The 22,344-nt window shown below is 62.7% G+C and carries 18 protein-coding genes; 7 read left to right on the forward strand and 11 right to left on the reverse strand.

Annotated elements, in window-relative coordinates; genetic code table 11:
• Positions 1 to 32 precede the first annotated feature (32 nt).
• Positions 33 to 680, reverse strand: a complete 648-nt coding sequence (locus ACFRFQ_RS19685; protein ID WP_378661087.1) for a Pr6Pr family membrane protein — start codon at positions 678 to 680, stop codon at positions 33 to 35.
• A gap of 69 nt (positions 681 to 749) precedes the next feature.
• Here ACFRFQ_RS19685 and hrpA point away from each other — a divergent pair, with 69 nt between their 5' ends.
• Positions 750 to 4,655, forward strand: coding sequence for an ATP-dependent RNA helicase HrpA (gene hrpA / locus ACFRFQ_RS19690; RefSeq protein WP_378661090.1), 3,906 nt, complete (start codon positions 750 to 752; stop codon positions 4,653 to 4,655).
• A 312-nt stretch (positions 4,656 to 4,967) separates the two neighbouring features.
• On the opposite strand, the gene ACFRFQ_RS19695 is transcribed toward hrpA, so the two are convergent.
• The gene (locus ACFRFQ_RS19695; protein ID WP_378661582.1) at positions 4,968 to 5,615 is read right to left on the reverse strand and encodes a TetR/AcrR family transcriptional regulator; all 648 of its coding nucleotides are present in this window, start codon (positions 5,613 to 5,615) and stop codon (positions 4,968 to 4,970) included.
• Positions 5,616 to 5,729: 114 nt separating this feature from the next.
• On the opposite strand from ACFRFQ_RS19695, the gene ACFRFQ_RS19700 reads away from it, so the two are divergent.
• Entirely contained in the window at positions 5,730 to 6,752 is a 1,023-nt protein-coding gene (locus tag ACFRFQ_RS19700; protein WP_378661093.1) for a hypothetical protein, read from the forward strand.
• A 48-nt stretch (positions 6,753 to 6,800) separates the two neighbouring features.
• Here ACFRFQ_RS19700 and nrdR read toward each other — a convergent pair whose 3' ends face one another.
• Both nrdR and ACFRFQ_RS19710 read right to left on the reverse strand, forming a co-directional pair.
• On the reverse strand, positions 6,801 to 7,286 hold the full coding sequence (gene nrdR / locus ACFRFQ_RS19705) for a transcriptional regulator NrdR (RefSeq protein WP_138873156.1): 486 nt from the start codon (positions 7,284 to 7,286) through the stop codon (positions 6,801 to 6,803).
• A gap of 225 nt (positions 7,287 to 7,511) precedes the next feature.
• Positions 7,512 to 8,135, reverse strand: coding sequence for a LysM peptidoglycan-binding domain-containing protein (locus ACFRFQ_RS19710; RefSeq protein ID WP_378661096.1), 624 nt, complete (start codon positions 8,133 to 8,135; stop codon positions 7,512 to 7,514).
• Between the two features lie 382 nt (positions 8,136 to 8,517).
• On the opposite strand from ACFRFQ_RS19710, the gene lexA reads away from it, so the two are divergent.
• Positions 8,518 to 9,243 carry a transcriptional repressor LexA gene (gene lexA / locus ACFRFQ_RS19715; protein ID WP_378661099.1) on the forward strand — a complete coding sequence of 242 codons (726 nt, stop codon included), beginning with the start codon at positions 8,518 to 8,520 and terminating at the stop codon, positions 9,241 to 9,243.
• Between the two features lie 72 nt (positions 9,244 to 9,315).
• On the opposite strand, the gene ACFRFQ_RS19720 is transcribed toward lexA, so the two are convergent.
• The 3 genes from ACFRFQ_RS19720 to ACFRFQ_RS19730 form a co-directional block, all read right to left on the reverse strand.
• Complete coding sequence (locus tag ACFRFQ_RS19720) at positions 9,316 to 10,458, reverse strand: acyl-CoA dehydrogenase family protein (protein ID WP_378661101.1); 1,143 nt, start codon at positions 10,456 to 10,458, stop codon at positions 9,316 to 9,318.
• A 134-nt stretch (positions 10,459 to 10,592) separates the two neighbouring features.
• Entirely contained in the window at positions 10,593 to 11,891 is a 1,299-nt protein-coding gene (locus ACFRFQ_RS19725; RefSeq protein WP_378661104.1) for a uracil-xanthine permease family protein, read from the reverse strand.
• Positions 11,892 to 11,936: 45 nt separating this feature from the next.
• Complete coding sequence (locus ACFRFQ_RS19730) at positions 11,937 to 13,610, reverse strand: phosphoenolpyruvate--protein phosphotransferase (RefSeq protein ID WP_378661107.1); 1,674 nt, start codon at positions 13,608 to 13,610, stop codon at positions 11,937 to 11,939.
• A 236-nt stretch (positions 13,611 to 13,846) separates the two neighbouring features.
• Here ACFRFQ_RS19730 and ACFRFQ_RS19735 point away from each other — a divergent pair, with 236 nt between their 5' ends.
• From ACFRFQ_RS19735 to ACFRFQ_RS19750, 4 genes are read left to right on the forward strand one after another with little or no spacing between them, the layout of a single operon-like run.
• The gene (locus tag ACFRFQ_RS19735; RefSeq protein ID WP_138868167.1) at positions 13,847 to 14,614 is read left to right on the forward strand and encodes a DeoR/GlpR family DNA-binding transcription regulator; all 768 of its coding nucleotides are present in this window, start codon (positions 13,847 to 13,849) and stop codon (positions 14,612 to 14,614) included.
• On the forward strand, positions 14,611 to 15,600 hold the full coding sequence (locus ACFRFQ_RS19740; RefSeq protein WP_378661111.1) for a 1-phosphofructokinase family hexose kinase: 990 nt from the start codon (positions 14,611 to 14,613) through the stop codon (positions 15,598 to 15,600). Before ACFRFQ_RS19735 ends, ACFRFQ_RS19740 begins: the two co-directional genes overlap by 4 nt.
• A gap of 18 nt (positions 15,601 to 15,618) precedes the next feature.
• Positions 15,619 to 17,691 (forward strand): fructose-specific PTS transporter subunit EIIC, encoded by a 2,073-nt coding sequence (locus ACFRFQ_RS19745; protein WP_378661114.1) that lies wholly within the window; start codon positions 15,619 to 15,621, stop codon positions 17,689 to 17,691.
• A gap of 36 nt (positions 17,692 to 17,727) precedes the next feature.
• Positions 17,728 to 17,985 carry an HPr family phosphocarrier protein gene (locus ACFRFQ_RS19750; RefSeq protein ID WP_033234824.1) on the forward strand — a complete coding sequence of 86 codons (258 nt, stop codon included), beginning with the start codon at positions 17,728 to 17,730 and terminating at the stop codon, positions 17,983 to 17,985.
• A gap of 66 nt (positions 17,986 to 18,051) precedes the next feature.
• Here the strand turns inward: ACFRFQ_RS19750 and ACFRFQ_RS19755 are convergent, their stop codons facing one another.
• The 4 genes from ACFRFQ_RS19755 to ACFRFQ_RS19770 all read right to left on the reverse strand — a co-directional run bounded on the left by ACFRFQ_RS19755 (position 18,052) and on the right by ACFRFQ_RS19770 (position 22,328).
• Positions 18,052 to 19,089 carry a hypothetical protein gene (locus ACFRFQ_RS19755; RefSeq protein ID WP_378661117.1) on the reverse strand — a complete coding sequence of 346 codons (1,038 nt, stop codon included), beginning with the start codon at positions 19,087 to 19,089 and terminating at the stop codon, positions 18,052 to 18,054.
• Positions 19,082 to 20,644 carry a GTPase HflX gene (gene hflX / locus ACFRFQ_RS19760; protein WP_378661120.1) on the reverse strand — a complete coding sequence of 521 codons (1,563 nt, stop codon included), beginning with the start codon at positions 20,642 to 20,644 and terminating at the stop codon, positions 19,082 to 19,084. Before hflX ends, ACFRFQ_RS19755 begins: the two co-directional genes overlap by 8 nt.
• A 66-nt stretch (positions 20,645 to 20,710) precedes the next feature.
• Complete coding sequence (dapF, locus tag ACFRFQ_RS19765; protein WP_378661123.1) at positions 20,711 to 21,580, reverse strand: diaminopimelate epimerase; 870 nt, start codon at positions 21,578 to 21,580, stop codon at positions 20,711 to 20,713.
• A 31-nt stretch (positions 21,581 to 21,611) separates the two neighbouring features.
• Entirely contained in the window at positions 21,612 to 22,328 is a 717-nt protein-coding gene (locus tag ACFRFQ_RS19770) for a class F sortase (protein ID WP_378661125.1), read from the reverse strand.
• Positions 22,329 to 22,344: the final 16 nt, after the last annotated feature.

The raw sequence follows: 22,344 nt of genomic DNA on the forward strand, positions 1-22,344 counted from the left end.
TCGTCGTCAGCTGAGCTGTCCGAGAGCAAATCTCACAGTTCGACCGAAGCCCGTTCGGTATCGCCGTACCGCCACCGCGCCCCTAGTTTGCCGACGGCGTTGACGGCCAATGCCATCAACGCCATAGCCACGGCAAGAACGACAAGTCCGACAACCAGGGACACGGAACCGTTGGCCCGGGGATCCAGGAACGGATACGGGTACCAATCGACAATTGCCCCGCGAACGAGCGAATACACGGCGTACAGAGCGGGAAAAGCGAGCCACGTCAACGCCGATCCCTCGGAAATGCGCTGGCGTGGAGGCGAAAACACCCAGTCGGCCAGCAGCACCAACGGAAGAACTTGATGCAGGGCGGAATTGATCCAGGCGTCGTTCAGCGTTACATCGACGTCCGAAAGCAGAACCGCGTAGACGATGCCCGTGATTACCATGTAGAGCGTCACGGCACCTCGAACCGTCTGCCAGGTACGCGACTGCGGATCCCGCAACCCTCCGACAATCAGTACGACGGCTGCAGCGATATTGCTCTCGATGGTGAAATAGCTGAAGTAGTTGACGAGCGAGAATCCCTCGGCATTGCGTAGCGGGATCCACAACAGGGCGGTCAGCCCGTAGACCGCAAACGCAAGACGCAGAATTCTTACCGCCAACGGCGTGGATGTCGCAAATGTCGTCACTGCCCGATCGTGTCACAACGCACTCTGCAGGTGGGACTTTTCCCGGCGTTCGATAAGCTGTTCGTCAGCATGTCTACAACACCACCGGCCCCGCTCTCACCACGACGAAGCGACCTGAAACGCGCCCTGTCCGAGGTCTCACTCCGTGACGAGAACCGTCTGCGGCGCAAACTCGACCGCGCCCGCACTCCGGAAAACTTGACCGCACTGGCCAAGGAGATCGAATCCGCGCGTGTCCGGCTGGCCGAACGCGCGGCTCACGTGCCCGCGGTGTCGTACCCCGAGGCGCTGCCGGTCAGCCAGCGCAAGGACGACATCGCTCGTGCGATCTCCGAGAACCAGGTAGTCATCGTCGCCGGCGAGACCGGCTCCGGCAAGACCACTCAGATCCCCAAGATCTGTCTCGAATTGGGGCGGGGCGTTCGAGGACTGATCGGGCACACCCAGCCCCGCCGGCTCGCTGCGCGAACGGTCGCCGAGCGGATCGCCGAAGAACTCGATACCGAACTCGGCGACGCCGTGGGTTACACGGTGCGATTCACCGATCAGGTTTCCGATCGCACATACGTGAAGTTGATGACCGACGGCATTCTGCTGGCAGAGATTCAGCGCGACAAGATGTTGCGCCGCTACGACACTCTCATCATCGACGAGGCTCACGAACGCAGCCTCAACATCGACTTCATCCTCGGGTATCTGGCGCAGCTACTCCCCCGCCGACCCGACCTCAAGGTCATCATCACTTCGGCGACCATCGACCCGGAGCGGTTCGCTCAGCACTTTGCCGTCGACGGGAAGCCCGCACCGATCGTCGAGGTGTCCGGCCGAACCTTCCCGGTGGAAATGCGTTACCGCCCACTCACTGTCGACTCCGGTGACATCAGCTACGACCGAGATCCTGTCGACGCCGTCTGTGAAGCTGTGGACGAACTCAGCGCAGAGGGCGAGGGCGACATCCTGGTCTTCCTGTCCGGTGAACGCGAGATTCGTGACACCGCAGATGCATTGCGCGACCGCAGACTTCGCAATACCGAAATTGTTCCACTGTATGCACGTCTGTCGGCAGCCGAACAGCACAAGGTGTTCTCGCCGCACACCGGTCGACGAGTTGTCCTGGCCACCAACGTCGCCGAAACTTCTCTGACGGTTCCCGGCATTCGCTACGTCGTTGATCCCGGAACGGCGCGCATCTCGCGGTATTCGGTCCGCACCAAGGTGCAAAGGCTGCCGATCGAACCGATTTCCCAGGCGTCGGCGCGTCAGCGGTCCGGTCGCTGTGGCCGTGTCGCCGAAGGTATCTGCATCCGTCTGTATTCCGAAGAGGACTTCGAAGCCCGGCCGGCGTTCACCGAACCGGAGATCCTGCGCACCAACCTGGCATCCGTGATCCTGCAGATGACGGCGCTCGACCTCGGAGACATTGCGGCATTCCCCTTTGTCGAACCACCGGATTCGCGAGCGATCAAGGACGGCATCGGACTGCTCGAAGAACTGGGCGCAATCTCACGCGGATCCGACGCGTCACATCCGGAACTGACGCCGATCGGCCGCGAATTGGCCCAGATTCCCGTCGACCCTCGCATGGCTCGAATGTTGGTGGAAGCCAAGACAAACGGAGCGCTGCACGAAACGCTGGTCATCGTCGCGGCACTGTCGATACAGGACGTACGAGAGCGGCCCGCCGAGTTCCAGCAGGCCGCCGACGAGAAGCATGCCCGCTTCACGGTCGAGAATTCCGACTTCCTCGCCTACCTGAAGTTGTGGGACTATCTCCGCGAGCAGCGAAACGATCTGTCCTCGAGCCAGTTCCGCAAAATGTGCCGCAACGAGTTCCTGCACTGGCTGCGCATCCGCGAATGGCAAGATCTGCACGGACAGTTGCGTCAGATCACACGTGGACTCGGTTGGTCGGTCAATGAACTACCCGCGGCCGAGAATTCGATCCACCAGTCATTGCTGGCTGGTCTGCTCTCCCACATCGGACTCCGTGAAGGCGAAAAGCGCGACTACCTCGGCGCTCGCGGAAGCCGCTTTGCGATCTTCCCCGGCTCCGGCCTGTTCAAGAAGCCACCACGCTGGGTGATGGCCGCCGAACTGGTGGAGACAACCAGGCTCTGGGCGCGTATGTCCGCGCGCATCGAACCGGAGTGGGCCGAGAAACTGGCCCCCCACCTGGTCAAACGAACCTACTCCGAACCGCATTGGTCGTCCAAGCGTGGTTCGGCCATGGCCTACGAGCGCGTGACACTCTACGGTGTACCCCTGGTTACCGGGCGCGCTGTCACCTACTCGTCGATCGATCCGGAAACTTCGCGCGAACTGTTCATCCGTCATGCACTGGTACAGGGCGAATGGACCACCCAGCACAAGTTCTTCCACGAAAACCGCGCACTACTCGACAATGTCGAAGAACTCGAGAACCGGGCTCGTCGACGCGACATCCTGGTCGACGACGAGACGCTCTACGAGTTCTACGACTCCCGCGTCGGCGCCGAAGCTGTGTCGGCGCGCCACTTCGACAAGTGGTGGAAGACTGCACGCCGGCAAGATCCGAACCTACTGACGTTCACACCCGAAACCGTCGTGAATTCCGACGCCGCAACGGTTGTGGGCGGCGAATACCCGGACGCCTGGCGTCAGGGCGACATGCTTCTGCCACTGACTTATCAGTTCGAACCAGGCAAGGACGACGACGGTGTCACCGCGCACATTCCCGTCGGCCTCCTCGCACAACTCCAACCCGTCGGGTTCGACTGGCTGGTACCTGGCATGCGCGTCGAATTGGTGTCGGCATTGATCAAGACGCTACCCAAGACCGTCCGGCGACAAGTTGTTCCGGCGCCGGACTATGCAGCCGCAGCTCTGGCTTCGGTAAAGCCGCGATCGGAACCGCTGCTCACCGCAATGGCACGCGAGTTGTCCCGGTTGGGTGCAACGCACATCGACGCCAAGGATTTTGATCCGAGCGCCATTCCCGATCACCTTCGGATGACGTTTGTGGTCGAGGACGAATCCGGAAAAGTTCTGGCCAAGGGCAAGGACCTGGCGCAGTTGCGACGCACTCTCGCCCCGCGAGTTCAGAAGGAAGTTGCCAAGGCAGCAACCGGCACCGAGCGGGCAGCAGCGACAGTGTGGACTTCCGAGACACTGGGCGCGCTGGAGCCGACCATCACCCGGAGCATCGGCGGCCAGCAGGTCACCGGATACCCGGCGCTGGTGCCGGAAAACGGCGGCGTGGCCGTACGGGTTCTCAGTACCCCCGCAGCGCAGGCACAAGCCATGCGAGAGGGCACTCGCGCTCTACTTCTCGCGGCTGTACCCACTCAACTCAAGGCAGTGACATCCGGGCTGTCCAATACACACCGGCTCATGCTGGGACAGAATCCCGACGGAAGCCTCGAAGCGTTGGTCGAGGACTGTCGTGTTGCCGCGGCCAACGAGATCATCGCTGCCCACGGCGGACCGGTGCGGACACCCGAGGCATTCGAGGCACTGGTGAAAGTGGCCCGATCGGAATTGGCCGGTCGCGTGTCCGCGATACTGCGCATGATCGTTCCCATTCTCGAACAATCACACCGCTTGAATGTCGTCCTCCACCGATCCAGCGGAGAAGCAGCCGAAGACGTTCGCGAGCAACTGAAATCGCTCCTCTTCCCCGGATTTGTCGCGGAATTGGGTTCGGCGAGACTACGCGAGCTTCCCCGATACCTGGCGGCCGCGACCTTCCGACTCGAAGCACTTCCTGCCAGCGCTCATCGCGACCAACAGGCCATGGACGTTCTCGATCGGGTATACGCCGCATACGACAGATTGTTGAATTCGCTGCCGGAAGAGCGTCGTACCGCCCGAGATGTCGACGCCATCTCGTGGATGATCGAAGAACTTCGGGTGGGGCTGTTTGCACAGTCCTTGGGAACCCCGACTCCGGTCTCGGAGAAGCGGGTACTCAAAGCAATCGAGTCGATCAAACGCTGATCGTCAGGAGTTCACTGCACGATGTTCACGTTGGCGACCGAGCCACCGATCGTTGCGACAGTATTGGCCAAACCTAACGTGACCAAGCTGTTGACTACTGCGAGGATTCCGTTCAAGGGCATAACGCCTCCGTAACGACAGATGCGGACTTTCGGCCCGAATGCTGCGATTCCGACTCGGACCGCTGAACGTACTCGTCGAGCGTAGGCGTCCGTGGCCGGAAAATAGGGACAAAAGCCCTATTTGTTCTCGGAGCGTTATCTGAGGATGCTCCCTCAGCAGGACTCCCTGTCGGCGCACAGGCCGTCGGGTTCACCGATGTTTTGCGTCGTGGTGGTTCTTCTCCGCAGCGTCCAGTGCTGGCGTCAGGGGGGCGAGTGCGGCGCGAAGCTGCTCAGAGAGTGCGCCGGACACCACGACAAGGCCCGTAGCGGTAAGCATTTCAGTGGCGGGCCGCAGCCACTGTTCGAGCGCGATGCGGACCGCGGCTGCCACGCTGGCGGCGAGTACGCGGGCTGTGCGATCGTCGGCGCCGTCAAGTCTGTCGGCAATTGCGCCGGCGAGGGGCTGTTCCATGGCACTCGTGGCGTCAAGGAATACCTCTCGGAGAGCTGGGTGGGTGGTGATCAGCAGTAGTGCGTCGCGACGGTGCTCGCCCGGGTCGGTGTACTGCTCGACGATCGCATCAGCGATGGCATCGGAAAGCCGGACATCCGAGGGTTGCGCTGCAACCGCTACCGCGACCTGGGCTTCCCGCTCAGCGGTAACGGCTGCGACGATCGCATGCTCGCGACTGGGGAAGTAGTTGTTGTAAGTCCTGGGCGAGACGCCGGCTGCGTCGGCGATGTCCTCGACGCGCACGCCGTCCAGCCCACGTTCGAGAGCCAGCTGCAATGCCGATTCGCGCAGAGCTCGTCGGGTGGCTTGCTTCTTTCGCTCGCGCAACCCGGCCTGTTTCATCGTCACGACGTCATCATGCCAGCAAAAACTGCGCATACGTAATATTGCGTACACGCATGTTTATGGTTTAGCGTGTGTCCCCGAGCCGACGTACCCGACACGATGGAGCAGCAGATGCGCAAAAAAGGAATGACATACGACACCGGCTTCGTCCGGAACGGCACGGTGTCACGTGAGGAGTTCGACCCTGAGGTGGTCCGGCGCGAACTCGCCATCATCCGAAACGATCTGCACTGCACCGCAGTCCACATCACCGGCGGTGATCCCGACCGGCTCGAGCTCGCCGCCCGCTGCGCCGCCGAGTCGGGCCTGGAGGTCTGGTTCTCCCCCTACCCCCTTGAACTGACCCCCGACGAGATCGTGCCCCTGTTCGCCGACTGCGCCGAGCGGGCCGAACGGATCCGACGCACTGGAGCCGAGATCGTATTCGTCGCCGGTGTCGAGCTGAGCATCATGAACCGGGGATTCGTCTCTGGAGACAGCACTGCAGAACGACTGGACACGCTGTTGGGTGACCCCCACGCCCGAACCGCCCGGTTCGCTGAGGTGAGCACTCGCCTCAACGACTTCTTCGGTGAAGCCCTGCCCGTCGTGCGCGCGCAATTTCGAGGCAAGGTCACCTATGCCTGCATACAGTTCGAGCAAGTCGATTGGACTCCGTTCGACTATTTGTCGATCGAGCTGATCCGGTCCGCGGAGGTGGCCGACCAGTTCCGGGAGGGCGTTCGCACCCTCGTCGCGCAAGGAAAACCAGTGGCTGTCACCGGATTTGGGACAGCAACGTGGCGCGGATCCGGCGATATGGCGCCGCGCAGCATGGAGATCGTCGAGCATGACGCGCATGGTGAACCGATCCGGTTGAACGGCCACTACACGCGTGACGAGGCCGGCCAAGCGGAGTACCTGAGTGAACTACTCGAAATCTTCGACAGCGAGGGCGTTGACAGCACCTTCGTGTTTCTCTTCGCGCTCTACAACTACCCGCACCGCCCCGACGGTGACCCGCGCGACGACCTGGACCTCGCCAGCCTCGGGATCGTGAAGGTCCTCGAAAACCACAGCGGGCAGACCTACCCCGATATGCAGTGGGAGCCCAAGGCTGCGTTTACTGCCGTGGCTGAATACTACCGCGAGTGATGCTCGGCCGGGCACCCGCTCCAAGCTCGAACATCAACGATCTCGACATCAGTCGACTGAGACGACTTCTTCGCCGGACGCTTGTGCGTCCACGCGGGTTCGCATATCCGTGATCTCTCGCTCGAAATCTTCGGCGGAGCTGAAGGATTTATAGACCGACGCAAACCGGAGATACGCCACCTCGTCAAGGTTCCGCAACGGGTCCAAGATTGCCAATCCCACTTCGTTACTCGGAATCTCAGCCGAACCGGAAGCACGCACGGCATCCTCGACCTGTTGAGCCAACAAATTCAACGAATCGTTGTCGACATGACGGCCCTGGCACGCGCGGCGCACACCCTTGACCACTTTCTCGCGACTGAAAGGCTCCGTGACACCACTGCGCTTGACTACCGACAGCACCGCCGTCTCGACTGTCGTGAAGCGACGACCACATTCGGGACACGAACGACGACGGCGAATTGCCTGACCTTCATCCGCCTCACGCGAGTCGACCACTCGGGAGTCAGGGTGCCGGCAGAACGGGCAATGCATCGCGGTTCCTTCTTCGTTGCCGGAAATGGCCGCAATCGAAATTTCCCACCAACCGCAAATCTTCCAAAGATTCACAGAGCAGTTGCGCGACCACCCGAGGTGGTGTGACTGTCAAGGTCACAGCTTACTCGTTCGACACCACCCGAACGCGCGCTCGGTCCTTCTCCGCCCGTGGAGTGCTTGACACCGGCGCACACCGTAACCTCGAACCGCGCTGCGCGGACCTCAACGCCCCTGCGCGGCAGGAACAATCAGCGTCTGACCTACTTTCAGCCTGGAATCATTCATTGCATTGAGATCCATGATCCGCTCGATAACAACACCCACCGATTGGCCAGGAGCAATATCGGCTGCGATGTCACTCAGCGATTCACCTGCCGCAACACGTACAACGGAGGTAGCGCCGACCGGATCCGAAGCACCACTTGTGGACACAGCAGCGAGCCCCACCAGACCGAGCACCGTCAGGGCAGTCAGCAGCACTCCCGTTGCCATACTCCGCCAACCGAGTCCGCCGGAATCGACACGATCGACATCGACGTGATGAGGCGCCCGTGAGACTCCGACCCGATTGCGATGATCGAAGTTACCGCTGTGAGGCCGCGAAGAATCCGAATCTCGATCGAATCGGCGATCACCGACCGGCTCACGAACAGCGTCACGACGTCCGCGAATGTCTAGCGCCTCACGGCGGACGCGATAGGCCATCGCCCCGACGGCCTCGTCGTACGGCGCGGCATCGTAGAACGACGCGTGATACTTCGGCGCCACCGGAGAATGCGGAAGTGCCTGATCAGAAGCTGGGTCGTACTCGAAAGCTGCGTCGTACTTCAGTGCTGCGTTGCCCATCTTGACCTCCGCGGATCTACACCGGCTCATTCGAACTCGTTAGCGGTTCGAACCTGCGTTCGATGGAACGCATGTTCGAATTTCTACCACGTCTGACTGACAAAGTCTCCTGTTCGAGCGACACAGGTCGAACAGATGTTTGAAACCGCGAGCAAATGCGACTAGATTCGTGTCAAGTCACACAGTGGGAATTCCGAACTGGGAATTCCGAACTGGGAATCCCGAACTGAGATTCCCGGTGCGACACGCACAGAGAACCACGCACCACCGACAAGAAAGCTCCACCGGATAACAAGCTCGGCCGATTGATCACAGCACCGCCATAATCCTGATATTCACTGCACGGACAAATATTCACCGCAAACACGGAAGGCTCAACGCCATGAAGGACGATCGCTCCACAAGTGCCGCAACGGCAGGCGTTGCCGCGACGTCAGCCGAGACGCTCACCCAACGGCAGCGCCGTGTTCTCGAAGTGATCCGGGATTCGGTGAGCGAGCGTGGCTACCCGCCCAGCATCCGCGAGATCGGCGACGCCGTGGGGTTGACGTCGACCTCGTCGGTCGCACATCAACTCCGCACGCTGGAGCGCAAGGGCTTCATTCGCCGCGACCCCAATCGCCCTCGTGCGGTGGACGTCCGCGGCCTGGACGAGGTTGCTGCCGACACCGCTATCGCTTCGGTGACGAGGCACGCGTCGGAGATTCGCAGCGCCGCGGGCGATCCGCTTCCGGAACCTGCATTCGTGCCGGTCCTCGGTCGCATCGCTGCGGGCGGGCCGATCCTCGCGGAAGAAGCTGTCGAAGAGGTGTTCCCACTCCCCCGCGAGCTGGTCGGGCAGGGTTCGCTCTTCATGCTCAAGGTTGTCGGTGAATCCATGGTCGAAGCTGCGATCTGTGACGGCGACTGGGTAGTCGTACGTCAGCAGAATGTCGCCGAGAACGGGGACATCGTTGCCGCGATGATCGACGGCGAGGCAACGGTCAAGACGTTCAAGCGGGTCAAGAAGGACGTGTGGCTGATGCCGCACAATCCCCTGTTCGAACCCATCTCCGGTAACAACGCCGTCATCCTCGGCAAGGTTGTCACCGTGATGCGCAAGATCTGACGCGCACAGAGCAAAGCAACAAAGCAACGATGGCCCCGGCTGATGCCGGGGCCATCGTTGTCGCTGCTGTTATCAGAGGTTCAGCGACCGTCCGATAATCTCCTTCATGATTTCGGTAGTGCCACCGTAAATGGTCTGCACGCGAGAATCCATGTACGCCTTGGCAACCGGGTATTCCTTCATGTATCCGTAACCGCCATGAAGCTGGAGGCAACGGTCGATCAGCTTGACCTGGGCCTCGGTGGTCCACCACTTTGCCATGGCGGCTTCCTGCACGGTCAGCTTCTCGGCGTTGAGTTGCTCGATGAACTTGTCGACGAGAACGCGAACGGCCGTGGTCTCCGTGGCCAATTCGGCCAACACGAATCGGGTGTTCTGGAAGCTGCCGATCGACTTGCCGAAAGCCTTGCGGTCACGGCAGTACTGAATGGTCTTCTCGAGCACGGATTCCATGGCTGCAGCGGCCACCACTGCGATGGAAAGACGTTCCTGCGGAAGGTTCTTCATCAGGTAGAGGAAGCCCATTCCCTCTTCGCCGAGCAGGTTGGCTGCGGGAACCCGAACGTCGGTGAAGCTGAGTTCTGCGGTGTCCTGTGCCTTCATGCCGATCTTGTCGAGATTGCGTCCGCGCTCGAAGCCCGGCATGTCGCGCTCGACCACGAAGAGGCTGAATCCCTGTGCGCCCTTGTCGGGATCGGTACACGCCACAACGATGACGAGGTCAGCGTTGATACCGTTGGTGATGAACGTCTTGGACCCGTTGAGGATCCAGTGGTCACCGTCGCGGACTGCCTTGGTCTTGATGCCCTGCAGGTCACTGCCCGTGCCTGGTTCCGTCATCGCGATCGCGGAGATCAGTTCGCCTGACGCGAATCCGGGGAGCCAGCGCTGCTTCTGCTCGTCGTTGCACAGGTCAAGTAGGTACGGCGCCACAACGTCGTTGTGGAGTGTGAAGCCGAGCCCGCTGTACCCACCCTTGGTGGCTTCCTCGGTGATGATCGCGTTGTAACGGAAGTCCTTGACGCCGCCTCCGCCGAATTCCTCGGGAACGGCCATTCCCAGAAAGCCCTGCTTTCCGGCTTCGACCCACACACCGCGATCGACGATGTTCTGCTCTTCCCACTGATCGTGGAAGGGCGCGACGTGCTGGGCCAAGAACTTCTGGAAGGACTCCCGGAAAAGGTCGTGCTCCGGTTCGAACAGGGTACGTTCCACGCCAGCTCCTACTACTTCGATGCATCGTGGGCGAACTGATGTCCACTCGTCCCACTTGACTGTCGTACCGACGCTAGAACCGAAGGGTGCCGCGCGTCGATGACCCGAACGATCACGATTCGTGACTGTACCGGTTAACTGTTACCCGAAGTACGGAATTTGGCCAGATAGCGCATGACCGGGTACGCGACGAGGATGCCGATCGAGCCCCACGCGATACCACCGAGCTCGACGGAGCCGATGGTGAGTGTCAGATTGCCGATACCGGCTACCAGTGCGGCAGCTGCCACAGTCAGGTTCACCGGATCGGTGAAATCGACCTTTGCCTCCATCCAGATCCGCACGCCGAGAATGCCGATCAGGCCGTACAGGACCATGGTCGCGCCGCCGATGACGCCGTTCGGAACCGTGAACACCAGCGCGCCGAACTTGGGCGAGAACGCCAGAACCACCGCTGTGGCCGCCGCAACCCAGTAGGCAGCAGTCGAGTAGACGCGGGTAGCGGCCATCACGCCGATGTTCTCGGCATACGTCGTGGTTCCCGAGCCTCCGCCCGCGCCGGCCAAGGTAGTTGCCAGACCGTCGGCAAAAAGTGCGTTTCCGGCGAGGTCGTCCAACGACTTTCCAGTCATTGCCGACACAGCTTTGACGTGTCCGACGTTTTCGGCCACCAACACGATTACTACTGGCAGCGCCAACACGATCACGGACCAATCGAACGACGGACCATGCAGGCTCGGAACACCGAACCAGTCGGCTTCTCGCAGCGCGTTGACGCGCTCGCTGTCGAGGCCACCGTAGATCGCGGCAAAGACCCAGCCGATCACGACGCCGACAAGGATTCCGAGGCGGCCGAGCAGACCAGGCCCGACCACCGTGACCAGAAGAATCGAGAACAACGTCACGGTCGCGATCAGAGGCTGCGACTGGTACGACCCGGCTGCGGTCGGAGCAAGATTGAGACCGATCAACGCCACGACGGCACCGGTCACCACCGGGGGCATGACTGCGTCGATCACACGTCCGCCGATCACACGCACGGCAACACCGATAAGCATCAGTACGATGCCGACAGCCATGACCGCACCGAGCTGCGCGGCCGGGCCGGACCCGGCCGACGCCGTCAGCGGCGCGATGAACGCAAACGACGAACCGAGGTAACTCGGTATCCGCCCCTTGGTGATGATCAGGAACAGCGCGGTACCGATACCCGAGAACAGCAGGGTGGTCGTGACCGGAAAGCCGGTAATCGTCGGCACGAGCAACGTCGCACCGAACATCGCGATGACGTGCTGCATTCCGATACCGATGGTTCGGGGCCAACTGAGCCGTTCGTCCGGGCCCACCACGGCGCCGTCGGCAATTCGTTTACCGTCGCCGTGGACAGTCCAACCGATTCCGCTGGCCCCGGTCGTCGTTTCTCGTTTAGTCACAGCCCGAAATACTAGGTCAGTGCAGGTACTGCGACCTCATTCGGTTCAACTCAGGGCCAGTGCAGCTGCCTTTCGTGCCGACGCGGGATCGCCGGTGGCCAGAACTGCGGACGCCGCAGCGACGCACTGCTCCATCGTGACGGAACCGACCTTGGCGCCGACGCCGGCAACGGACGCGGCCGCACACGAGAGTGACGAGACACCAAGTCCGGCAAGAACGCACGCCAGCAACGGGTCGGCCGCCGCCTCGCCGCACACCCCCACTCGCTTGCCGACGGCCTGACCGGCTTGCGCGGTGCGAGCGACCAACGCGAGCACTGCCGGTTGCCACGGATCGGTGAGCTCGGCGAGTTCGGACGACATTCGGTCGGCGGCCATCGTGTACTGAGCCAAGTCGTTTGTACCGATGGAGAGAAACTCGACGTGCTCGAGGATTTGATCAGCCAGCAACGCCGCCGCCGGGACCTCGACCATGACGCCGGGAACCAAACCACGGACTCGAACGGCGTCGGCGAAGCGCTTGGCTTCCGCCGGCGTCGCGATCATCGGCGCCATGACCCACGGCGACGAGCCCGTCCGCGCTGCCGCGGCCGCGATCGCGTCGAGTTGCCGATCGAGAATTCCCATGTCCTGCCACGCAATTCGGACGCCCCGTACGCCGAGAGCGGGATTCGCTTCCTCCTGGTGATTGGCGAACTTCAAGGGCTTGTCCGACCCCGCGTCGAGGGTGCGGATGATGATCTTCTTGCCCGCGAACGCTTCCAGAACTTCTACGTAGATTGCCGCCTGCTCGTCGACCGTCGGCTCGGTTTCACGTCCGAGGAAGCACAGTTCGGTGCGGAACAGTCCGATGCCGTCGGCTGCGGTGAGCGCTGCCGCACGGGCACCGGCGCCATCCTGGACATTGGCCAGAACGTCAATGGGCCTACCGTCGGCCGTCTTCCCCGGGCCGACCCAGGTGCTGACCCGCTCACGTTCGAGCCTGGATTGCTCGACCTGCGCCTTTGCCTTGTCTGCGTCGGGATTGCTGATCACCTCACCGGTAGTCCCGTCGATCAGCACCGGTGTACCGGCTTCTACCGTGCCCAAATCCTTGACCGCCACGATGCACGGAATGCCCAGTTGACGGGCGATGATCGCGGTGTGGCTGGTGGGTCCACCGAGGACGGTCACGAGTCCGATGATCTTGGTTGCATCGAGCCCGGCGGTGTCGGCCGGCGCAAGATCGTCGGCGCACAGAACGGACGGCGTCTCGGGGGCGGGAATTCCGGGTTCCGGTAGCCCGGACAACTCGGCGATCACCCGATCGCGAACGTCCTCGAGGTCCGTCACCCGCTCTGCCATGACCCCGCCGAGCTTCGTGAACATCGTCACGAACTGTTCGGTCGCCGCAATGGCGGCCTGGACCGGAGGAACCCCGGCAGCGATGGATTTTTGCACTTTTGCGATCCAGCCGCGGTCGGCTGCCATGGCCGCATTGGCCGTGAGCACCTCAGCGGCAGCGCCGGTCGCAGAGGCCGCCCGTGCAAGCAGTCGGCCTTCCACGGCCTTGGCCGCTGCGATGAAATCGTCCTGAGCGGCGGCACGCACCGACTCGTCCAGTGGTGGGGCTTCGGCGATCAACTCGGGGCGCCGGGAAGGCCAGATTGCCGGGCCGTATGCGACCCCGGGAACAACCGGTGTTCCATGCACACTCGCGATATCGATCTGTTCGGTCATCGGTCCTCCTAGAAACGATTTGCCCGACTGGCCACCAACCGTAGGTCCCACGCCGCGCTGACTTCCTGTTCAGCTTTGTTGTGACGAAGATTACTCGCAACTCTTGACATGTCAACACACTCGGGCGTAAAACAACATAAAGCAACATTGACTGTGACTCGCACCGCACCCGCGAATCACGACCGGCACCAAACAGACCGGCACCAAGCCGGCCGGCACCAAGCAATGGAGAGACTGTGTACGCGGAAGAACGCCAACAAGCGATAGGCACGATGGTGTCGCAGCGCGGACGCATGTCCGTCGCAGCACTGTCCGAGACCTTCGGCGTCACCACCGAAACAGTCAGGCGTGATCTGGCCTTCCTCGAACGAATCGGGCAGGTACGACGCGTCCACGGCGGCGCGGTACCCACCGCCTCACTGCGCGTCACCGAACCCGGCATGGCAGAACGCGATCAAACCCGCGCGGAACAGAAAGACCGCATCGCCCGTTGCGCGCTGTCGTACCTGCCGCCGAACGGCGGTAGTGCACTCTTCGACGCCGGCACCACCACCGGTCGGATGATTCCCGAGATTCCGACCGATCTCGATTTCACGGCAGTCACCAATTCGGTTCCGATCGGCGCACGACTCGCGTCGATGAACTCGGTATCGCTGATCCTCGTCGGCGGCCGGGTCCGCGGAGTCACCCAAGCCTCGGTCGGCGAGGACGCACTACGAGTGCTCGGCACCTTGCGCGTCGATGTCGCCTTCATCGGCACCAACGCCATCAGCCTCGGGCACGGATTGTCCACCCCGGACAGCGAGGAGGCAGCAGTCAAACGAGCAATGGTCAAGGCCGCCAATCACGTAGTGGTACTGGCAGATTCAAGCAAAGTGGGCCGCGAGCATCTCATCAGCTTCGCGCCGCTCGACAGCATCGACGTCCTCATCACCGACGAGGACATCACCCCGACCGACACGTCCGAGTTCCACGACCAGGGAATCGAGGTAGTCATCGCATGATCGTCACCCTGACGGCCAACCCGAGCATCGACCGAACGGTGCAACTGGAGCAACCGCTCCAGCGCGGCTCAGTCCTGCGAGCCCTCTCCACCCGCAGCGATCCGGGCGGCAAGGGGGTGAACGTGGCCCGAGTCCTGAGTGCGGCAAAACTCGAGGCCCTGGCAATCCTTCCCGGAAATCCGGGCGATCCCCTGCTCAGCGCACTGGCCGGTGGCGGAATCCCCCACCTCGGCGTCGCAACCGAGGGCCTCGCGCGCACTAACATCACCGTCGCCGAACCGGACGGAACCACAACAAAGATCAACGAACCTGGCGCAGCGCTGCCTGCTTCTACGCTCGACAACCTGGCGCGCGAACTCGTCTCACGAGCGGACGTGGCCAGCTGGATCGTGCTGTCCGGCTCCATTCCACCAGGCGTTTCTCCCGGCTGGTACGGCGAACTTGTTGCCGCACTACGTGATCACCCGTGCAAGGTCGCGGTCGACACCTCCGACGCGCCGCTGTCCGCTCTCGCGGACAACTTTCCGCTCACAGCACCGGATCTCCTCAAGCCCAACGGCGAAGAGTTGGCTCAACTTACCGGTGTCGACGGCAATGCCCTGGAAAATGCTGCGCAAGAAGGCGATCCGGGGCCCGCGATCGCAGCGGCCACCCTTCTGGTCGAACGCGGTGTCGGCGCGGTGCTCGCGACCCTCGGCGCAGCGGGAGCGGTATTGGTCACCGCCGAAGGCTCTTGGATTGCCACTGCTCCCCCGATCGTCGCGGTCAGTACCGTCGGCGCCGGCGATTCCTCACTTGCCGGATACATCCTGGCGGCGACCGCCGGGGCTGATCCGGGCGAATGCCTGCGCCACGCTGTCGCCTACGGAAGTGCTGCCGCATCCCTTCCCGGCACTACCCTCCCGACGCCACAACAAGTCGATCTTGCAGGCGTCACGATCTCGTCTGCCACATCCGCACCCGCCCTGCCCACCGAACTCGCCTGACGCCGTAAGGAAATCGACATGTCCGAACCCACCGCACGCAGTTCCGGCTCCCCGATCATCAGCCCTGAACTGATCTCACTCGACACCAACCTCGGCGCCTCGAAAGAGGACGTCATTCGCGCCCTGGCCGCACGTCTTACTGCAGCGGGACGGGCTGACAACGCCGACGGTCTGGTCGACGCAGCGCTGGCCCGCGAAGCGCAATCTGCGACCGGCCTCCCCGGCGGAATCGCGATTCCACATTGCCGCGCCGAGGCCGTGACATCGGCGTCGCTGGGGTTTGCGCGACTCGATCCGAAGGTCGACTTCGGCGCCCCCGACGGTCCCGCAGACCTGGTGTTCCTGATCGCTGCCCCCGAGGGCGCCGGCGCCGAGCACATGAAGCTCCTGTCGTCACTGGCTCGCGCGTTGGTGCGACCCGCATTCGTGACATCCCTGCGCGAGGCTGCGACACCCGACGACATCGTGCGATTGGTGGACGAGGTGCTCAACCCGGCACCGGCAAAGCCCGCAACTCCGGCGCCGGCCGCTGCTGCTGTTTCCACAGCGAAACACTCGGCGGATCCAACGGCACCGGAGCCGGCCGCGCCTGCCGCTGCCGAGCGGCACATCGTTGCCGTCACTGCCTGCCCTACCGGTATCGCCCACACGTACATGGCCGCCGATTCCCTCGTTGCCGCCGGTGAGCGCGCCGGTGTCACGGTGCATGTGGAAACACAGGGCTCCAGCGGAAGCACACCACTCTCGCCGTCGCTCATCGCAAGTGCCGCGGCCGTCATCTTCGCCACCGATGTCGGGGTGAAGGGTCGCGAGCGGTTCGCCGGTAAACCCGTGGTGGCGTCCGGAGTGAAACGGGCCATCAACGAACCGGACAAGATGCTGGCCGAAGCGCTCCGCGCCGCCGACAATCCCGCAGCCGCAACGGTGGACGGGTCCGTGACCGCCGACGCGGATGACGGCGAGTCCGGCGACGTCGGATTCGGCACGCATCTGCGCCAGGTTCTCCTGACCGGCGTCAGCTACATGATTCCGTTTGTCGCCGCCGGTGGTTTGCTCATCGCACTCGGTTTCCTGCTCGGCGGTTACGAAATCTCCGGTCCGGCCGGAGACATCGTTCTCAACAATTCACTGACCAACCTGCCCGACGGCGGCCTCGCCACGTACCTCGGCGCCGTTCTGTTCCAGATCGGTTCGCTGGCCTTCAGCTTCCTCGTACCGGCGCTCGCGGGTTACATAGCGTTTGCCATCGCCGACCGGCCAGGCATCGCCCCCGGCTTCACAGCCGGCGCGGTGGCGGTCTTCGTCGGCGCCGGATTCATCGGTGGCCTGGTCGGTGGTCTGATCGCCGGTGTTGTCGCCCTGTACATCGGCCGGATCTCCGTACCGCAGTGGCTCCGCGGACTGATGCCCGTCGTGATCATTCCGCTGTTCGCCACCATGATCGTCGGCGCGCTGATGTTCCTCGTCCTCGGACGCCCCTTGGCCGCGATCACCACCGGACTCACCGACTGGCTCAACGGACTCTCGGGTAGCTCCGCGATCTTCCTCGGCATCATCCTCGGCCTGATGATGTGCTTCGACCTGGGCGGACCGGTCAACAAGGCTGCTTACGCCTTCGCTGTAGCCGGCCTGAACGTCGACGACCCCGCGTCACTGCGCATCATGGCCGCCGTCATGGCAGCCGGTATGGTCCCGCCGCTCGCGATGGCACTTGCATCCACCGTCCTGCGTCCCCAGTTGTTCAGTGAAGCGGAACGCGAAAACGGAAAAGCTGCCTGGTTGCTCGGCGCTGCCTTCATCTCCGAAGGTGCCATCCCCTTCGCCGCTGCCGATCCGCTCCGCGTCATTCCCTCGATGATGGCCGGCGGCGCCGTCACGGGCGGTCTGATCATGGCGTTCGACGTCACACTGAGCGCCCCACATGGCGGAATCTTCGTATTCTTCGCAGTCGGCGGAATCGGCTGGTTCCTCATCTCCCTTGCCGCCGGAACCGTCGTAGCCGCGCTGGCGGTCATCGGCGCAAAACAGTTCATCCGAAGTGGCCCGTCAGACGCCGAGTTGGACCCCGAAATCGTGCCCGCTGCGGCATGATCGACATCACACCCACCACCACCCTGAGGAGTTCTCATGCCAAGTAAGACAGTTGCCGTAGGTTCCGCAGTCGGCCTCCACGCCCGCCCTGCTGCCCTCATCGCCGAAGCCGTGGGAGCCTCCGGAGCCACCGTGACTCTTGCCGTTGCCGGCGAAGAACCCGTCGACGCCGGCTCGGCGCTGATGATCATGACGCTCGGCGCCGCCAAGGGCGCCGAAGTCACCATCGAATCCGACGACATCGACGCTCTCGAGAAGGTTGCCGAGTTGGTTGCTGCCGATCTCGACGCCTGAATCGCCGTCACCCAAAGCCGGACGCTCATGCGAGTGTCCGGCTTTGTGTTGTCTGTCTACGATTATCTATCTGCGCTTGCGAATACGAACGAACAAACCAACGCCCACGAGAAGCACAACAACAACAACAACACCGCCGACAATGCCCCACGCCGCTGCGTTACTCGGCTCTTCGCCCACGTGGTCTCCGGCAGAGATGTCGGCCACGTACGCGCCACCGTCCTGCGACGCCAGTGTCGCGGCAGCGCCCCGCAACACGTACAGCGGCGGGAGCTCACCGCCCCTCGACTCGGAACCGATCACAAGATCACCGGCATCCGTGAAGGTGACCGACTCGCCCTGAGGCTGATACGGCGTCGGAATGCGTAGCGGCTGCCCCTCGGTGAGTGCGGCGCCGATTCCTTCGCCGCCGACCCGGTAGAGATAGACGTCCGAATAATTCCTCAGGGCAACCATCGAACCGTCGCCGGATACAGCGCCGCCCGTGAACATCGAGGCGCTCGATCCATCCCCGGTGGCGAGTGTTCCGACTCGTGTCAGGGGTGTCGGCCCGGGTTCGGCCAGCGCGGAGATGGCCTGCCCCTGTGCGGGTGTGTAGATGCTGCTCGTCCCGAAAAGCTCCTTCGTCACGACAAATACGCGACCACTGCGATCGACAAGCACGGTTTCGGCGTCGTGTGGTCCATCGGGGTAGGTTGCGCGATGCAACGAGCCGCTGCCCGACTCGAGGTCTAGCGTGATGAACGCGACGGTTTCGCGGGTACGGAGATTGTCGCCGATGTCCGCGAGAATCAGTGAACCGTCGTAATACGCCAGATCCTCGATGTCGTACGGATCGATCGGCACGGGAATCCGGTTGTGCACAACACAATCGGCGTCCAGCTTCAGGACTACTTCGTCGTTCCCACTGTCGCCGACGGCATAGAAACGGTCGCCGACGGCGACCATGCCGGACAGTTCCTCGAGTCCGGGATCGGTTGGTGTGCAGAGCGGTTCGAATACACCCGCCTCTGGAACGGGTGTATTCGCTTGTGCTCCAGCACTTCCGGACAGGAGCACCACCAGCACGGTGCACGCGGCGGTTACACCGAGTGAACTACGCACTCGGTGCGTACTCGACCAAAGCCGACGCCAATATCTGGGGAACTCGGGCGTGAACTCGAGTGCCGGACTCTTCGTGAGCTGAGTCCAGAATTGTTCCGTCGGAATGGATCTTCGCCATCAGATCGCCGCGGTGATACGGAACCAGTACGTCGACCTCCACGTCGGGGCGCACCAGAACCTCGGCAAGGTGTGCCCGCAGTTCCGCAATTCCCTCGCCCGTCTTGGCCGAGACGAACACAGCGCCGGGCAGCAATGCACGCAACTGCGTGAGCGTGACCGGATCTGCGGCGTCGATCTTGTTCACCACGATCAACTCCGGCGGCGCCGGCGAATTGGTTTCGCGCAGAACGTCCGTGATCACTTCGCGGACGGCTTTGATCTGTTCGGTGGGCAACGCGTCGGAACCGTCGACAACGTGCATCAGCAGATCCGCGTCGGCAACCTCTTCCAGAGTCGAACGGAATGCCTCGATCAACTGGGTGGGAAGATGCCGAACAAAACCAACGGTGTCCGTCAGGACGTACTCGCGGCCGTCTTCGAGCGACGCCCGGCGGGTAGTCGGATCCAGCGTGGCGAACAGTGCGTTTTCCACCAATACGCCTGCCCCGGTAAGCGAATTGAGCAAGCTCGACTTGCCGGCATTGGTGTAGCCGACGATGGCAACGGCTGGAATGTCGCTGCGCAGTCGACGCGTCCGCTTGGTGTCACGGGCCGCCTTCATGGCCTTGATCTCGCGCCGCAGTTTTGCCATGCGCTCACGAATGCGTCGGCGATCGGTTTCGATCTTGGTCTCACCAGGACCACGCAGACCCACACCGCCGTTGCTGCCGGCGCGACCACCGGCCTGGCGCGACATCGACTCGCCCCAACCACGCAGGCGAGGAAGCATGTACTCCATCTGTGCGAAAGCGACCTGAGCTTTGCCTTCGCGGGACGTGGCGTGCTGAGCAAATATATCGAGAATCAGGGCCGTACGGTCGATGACCTTGACCTTGACGATCTTCTCCAGCGCAGTGAGCTGCGCAGGTGTCAATTCACCGTCGCACACCACGGTGTCGGCGCCCGTCGAGAGCACCATCTCACGCAGTTCCTGGGACTTGCCGGAACCGATGTACGTAGCCGTGTCGGGTTTGTCGCGGCGCTGAACGAGGCTGTCGAGAACCTCGGAACCGGCCGTGTCTGCCAGCGCAGCCAACTCGGCCATACTGGACGCTGCCTGCTCCGCTGTCCCCTGAGTCCAGACGCCCACCAGGACAACACGCTCGAGGCGCAGCTGGCGGTACTCGACCTCGGTGACGTCTTCCAGCTCGGTAGACAGTCCCGCAACGCGGCGCAATGCGCCACGCTCGGAAAGCTGCATCTCGCCAACCGACGGCGTTCCGGAACCGGAAGACGCTGAGTAATCGGACTCCTCGCCGGAGTCTGTGTAATCGGACCCCTCGCCGGAGCCTGTGTAATCAGACCCCTCGCCAGAGTCTGCAGTTGAAGAGTCGGCAGCAAACGATTCTGCAGACTCGTCTGCAGTGGATTCTTGATTGTCATGTGATTTCGTCATACAAGATCCATGTTCCCACGAAACCTCACAGCGGCGCATCCGCTTTTCGCGTACGGCATACGCAGCTCATCCGAGTGATCGCCACCAGTCGTCGCTGATCGATCCTACTGCGAGCAGAACCGACGGTCCGCGAAGCTCAGCGACACCCTGCTCGATCGCGACCTGAACCTCGCCGCCGAGAACTCGGACGGCGACAGTGCCGTCACTGCGACCGTCGTGGCGCAGCGCCGCTGCCGCTGCCGCGACAGTCCCGGTTCCACACGAACGTGTCTCGCCCACACCCCGCTCGTACACGCGCATGCCGACACTGCCGTCTTCGATTGGCGTCACGAATTCCACGTTCACGCCGTGCGGGAAGAATGCCGGATCGAATGCCGGTGCGATAGACAGATCCAGCGCAGCCAACTGCTCGGCGCGGAGATCTTTCTCGACGCAGGCCAGGTGCGGATTGCCGACATCGATTCCCAGACCGGTGAATGCCCGGCCCTCGATGCTGGCGCTACTGGTTCCCAACTCGGTGACTGTTCCCATACCTACCGTGACGTCACCCGCGGTGGCGCCTGTCGAGTGAACCACCACCGGCCTTGCACCAGCCCGGCTGCCGACGACGAACTCGCGACGGTTCTCGAGACCGGATGCCGTCAGGTAATGCGCAAACACCCGAACACCGTTTCCGCACATCTCGGCGATCGAGCCGTCGCCGTTGCGGTAGTCCATGAACCAGTCGTCAGCGACAATTCCTGCCGGAATCTCGCTCAGGACGCCGGCGTCGGCAAGCGCACCGGCGCGCGCGACACGCAGGATTCCGTCGGCACCCAATCCCTGACGACGGTCACAGAGCGCCGCGACGCGCGCCGGCTCGAGATCGATCGCGACATCGAGATCGGGAAGCACGACAAAGTCGTTCTGAGTGCCGTGGCCCTTGCTGAAATCCATGGGCGCCATCCTATCCGGACCACCCGGACCCTTACGCCGGTGAGGCAGTGACCACCAGGTTGTGCTCGTACGTGAAACCGGAGGGCATCGACGGATCGGGAACCGTCGGGCCGCCGCAGGTAACCAGCACGAGTCTCGGTGCTCCGGTGTCCTCGAAGAACTCGGTCGGCAAGGCCACCTTCTCGTAGAGCTTCAGACTCGCGGCGGTGTACGTGTACATAGTGCCGGCGTCGTCGGTGGCGTAGATCGGCGTTCCCGGTTTGATCTGGTGCAACGGCCAGAGCGCGCCGTGGGTGCGGTCACCGTCGTCGACGTGCCCGGCGACAAGATTGGTGCCGTCGGGCTCACCGAATTGCACGTCGTTCAGGAAGTGCGAGACCTTGTCGGGATGCGGAAGGATCATGCCGCGATTGGCGCCCAGACCACTGGTCACGATGTCGGCTCGCACGTCGAGATCCGGGATCGCGAGCGTGTTGGGCGGCAGATCGGTCGGTACGGGAGCCCAGACAGTTCCGGGGTCCGGCGCTGTTCCGACCTCGAATGGAGCATCGGGCAATGGTGCGCTGATCGGTTTTCCCGCAGCACTGACAGCCACGTAGACAAGGATTCCACCCGCTGCCAGTAACACGACCAGGAGAAGAATCAGGGGCAGAGTCGTCTTGCGCTTGCGGGGCGTTCGAGCGTGCACCGCGGTCTGCACCATGTTCTCTTCACCCTTCGTCAGCTGGCCACCGCACCCGATAGCCATAACTGTAAGATAGCTG

Origin of the sequence: Rhodococcus sp. NPDC056743 (assembly GCF_042790355.1) — a bacterium.
In the GTDB taxonomy this organism is placed as follows: Bacteria; Actinomycetota; Actinomycetes; order Mycobacteriales; family Mycobacteriaceae; genus Rhodococcus_F.

Excerpts from the sequence above, each read along its gene's own strand:
- hrpA (WP_378661090.1), top strand. The coding sequence starts at position 750 with ATGTCTACAACACCACCGGCCCCGCTCTCACCACGACGAAGCGACCTG.
- ACFRFQ_RS19695 (WP_378661582.1), bottom strand. The coding sequence starts at position 5,615 with ATGAAACAGGCCGGGTTGCGCGAGCGAAAGAAGCAAGCCACCCGACGA.
- ACFRFQ_RS19700 (WP_378661093.1), top strand. The coding sequence starts at position 5,730 with ATGCGCAAAAAAGGAATGACATACGACACCGGCTTCGTCCGGAACGGC.
- nrdR (WP_138873156.1), bottom strand. The coding sequence starts at position 7,286 with ATGCATTGCCCGTTCTGCCGGCACCCTGACTCCCGAGTGGTCGACTCG.
- ACFRFQ_RS19710 (WP_378661096.1), bottom strand. The coding sequence starts at position 8,135 with ATGGGCAACGCAGCACTGAAGTACGACGCAGCTTTCGAGTACGACCCA.
- lexA (WP_378661099.1), top strand. The coding sequence starts at position 8,518 with ATGAAGGACGATCGCTCCACAAGTGCCGCAACGGCAGGCGTTGCCGCG.
- ACFRFQ_RS19730 (WP_378661107.1), bottom strand. The coding sequence starts at position 13,610 with ATGACCGAACAGATCGATATCGCGAGTGTGCATGGAACACCGGTTGTT.
- ACFRFQ_RS19740 (WP_378661111.1), top strand. The coding sequence starts at position 14,611 with ATGATCGTCACCCTGACGGCCAACCCGAGCATCGACCGAACGGTGCAA.
- ACFRFQ_RS19745 (WP_378661114.1), top strand. The coding sequence starts at position 15,619 with ATGTCCGAACCCACCGCACGCAGTTCCGGCTCCCCGATCATCAGCCCT.
- ACFRFQ_RS19750 (WP_033234824.1), top strand. The coding sequence starts at position 17,728 with ATGCCAAGTAAGACAGTTGCCGTAGGTTCCGCAGTCGGCCTCCACGCC.
- hflX (WP_378661120.1), bottom strand. The coding sequence starts at position 20,644 with ATGACGAAATCACATGACAATCAAGAATCCACTGCAGACGAGTCTGCA.
- dapF (WP_378661123.1), bottom strand. The coding sequence starts at position 21,580 with ATGGATTTCAGCAAGGGCCACGGCACTCAGAACGACTTTGTCGTGCTT.
- ACFRFQ_RS19770 (WP_378661125.1), bottom strand. The coding sequence starts at position 22,328 with ATGGCTATCGGGTGCGGTGGCCAGCTGACGAAGGGTGAAGAGAACATG.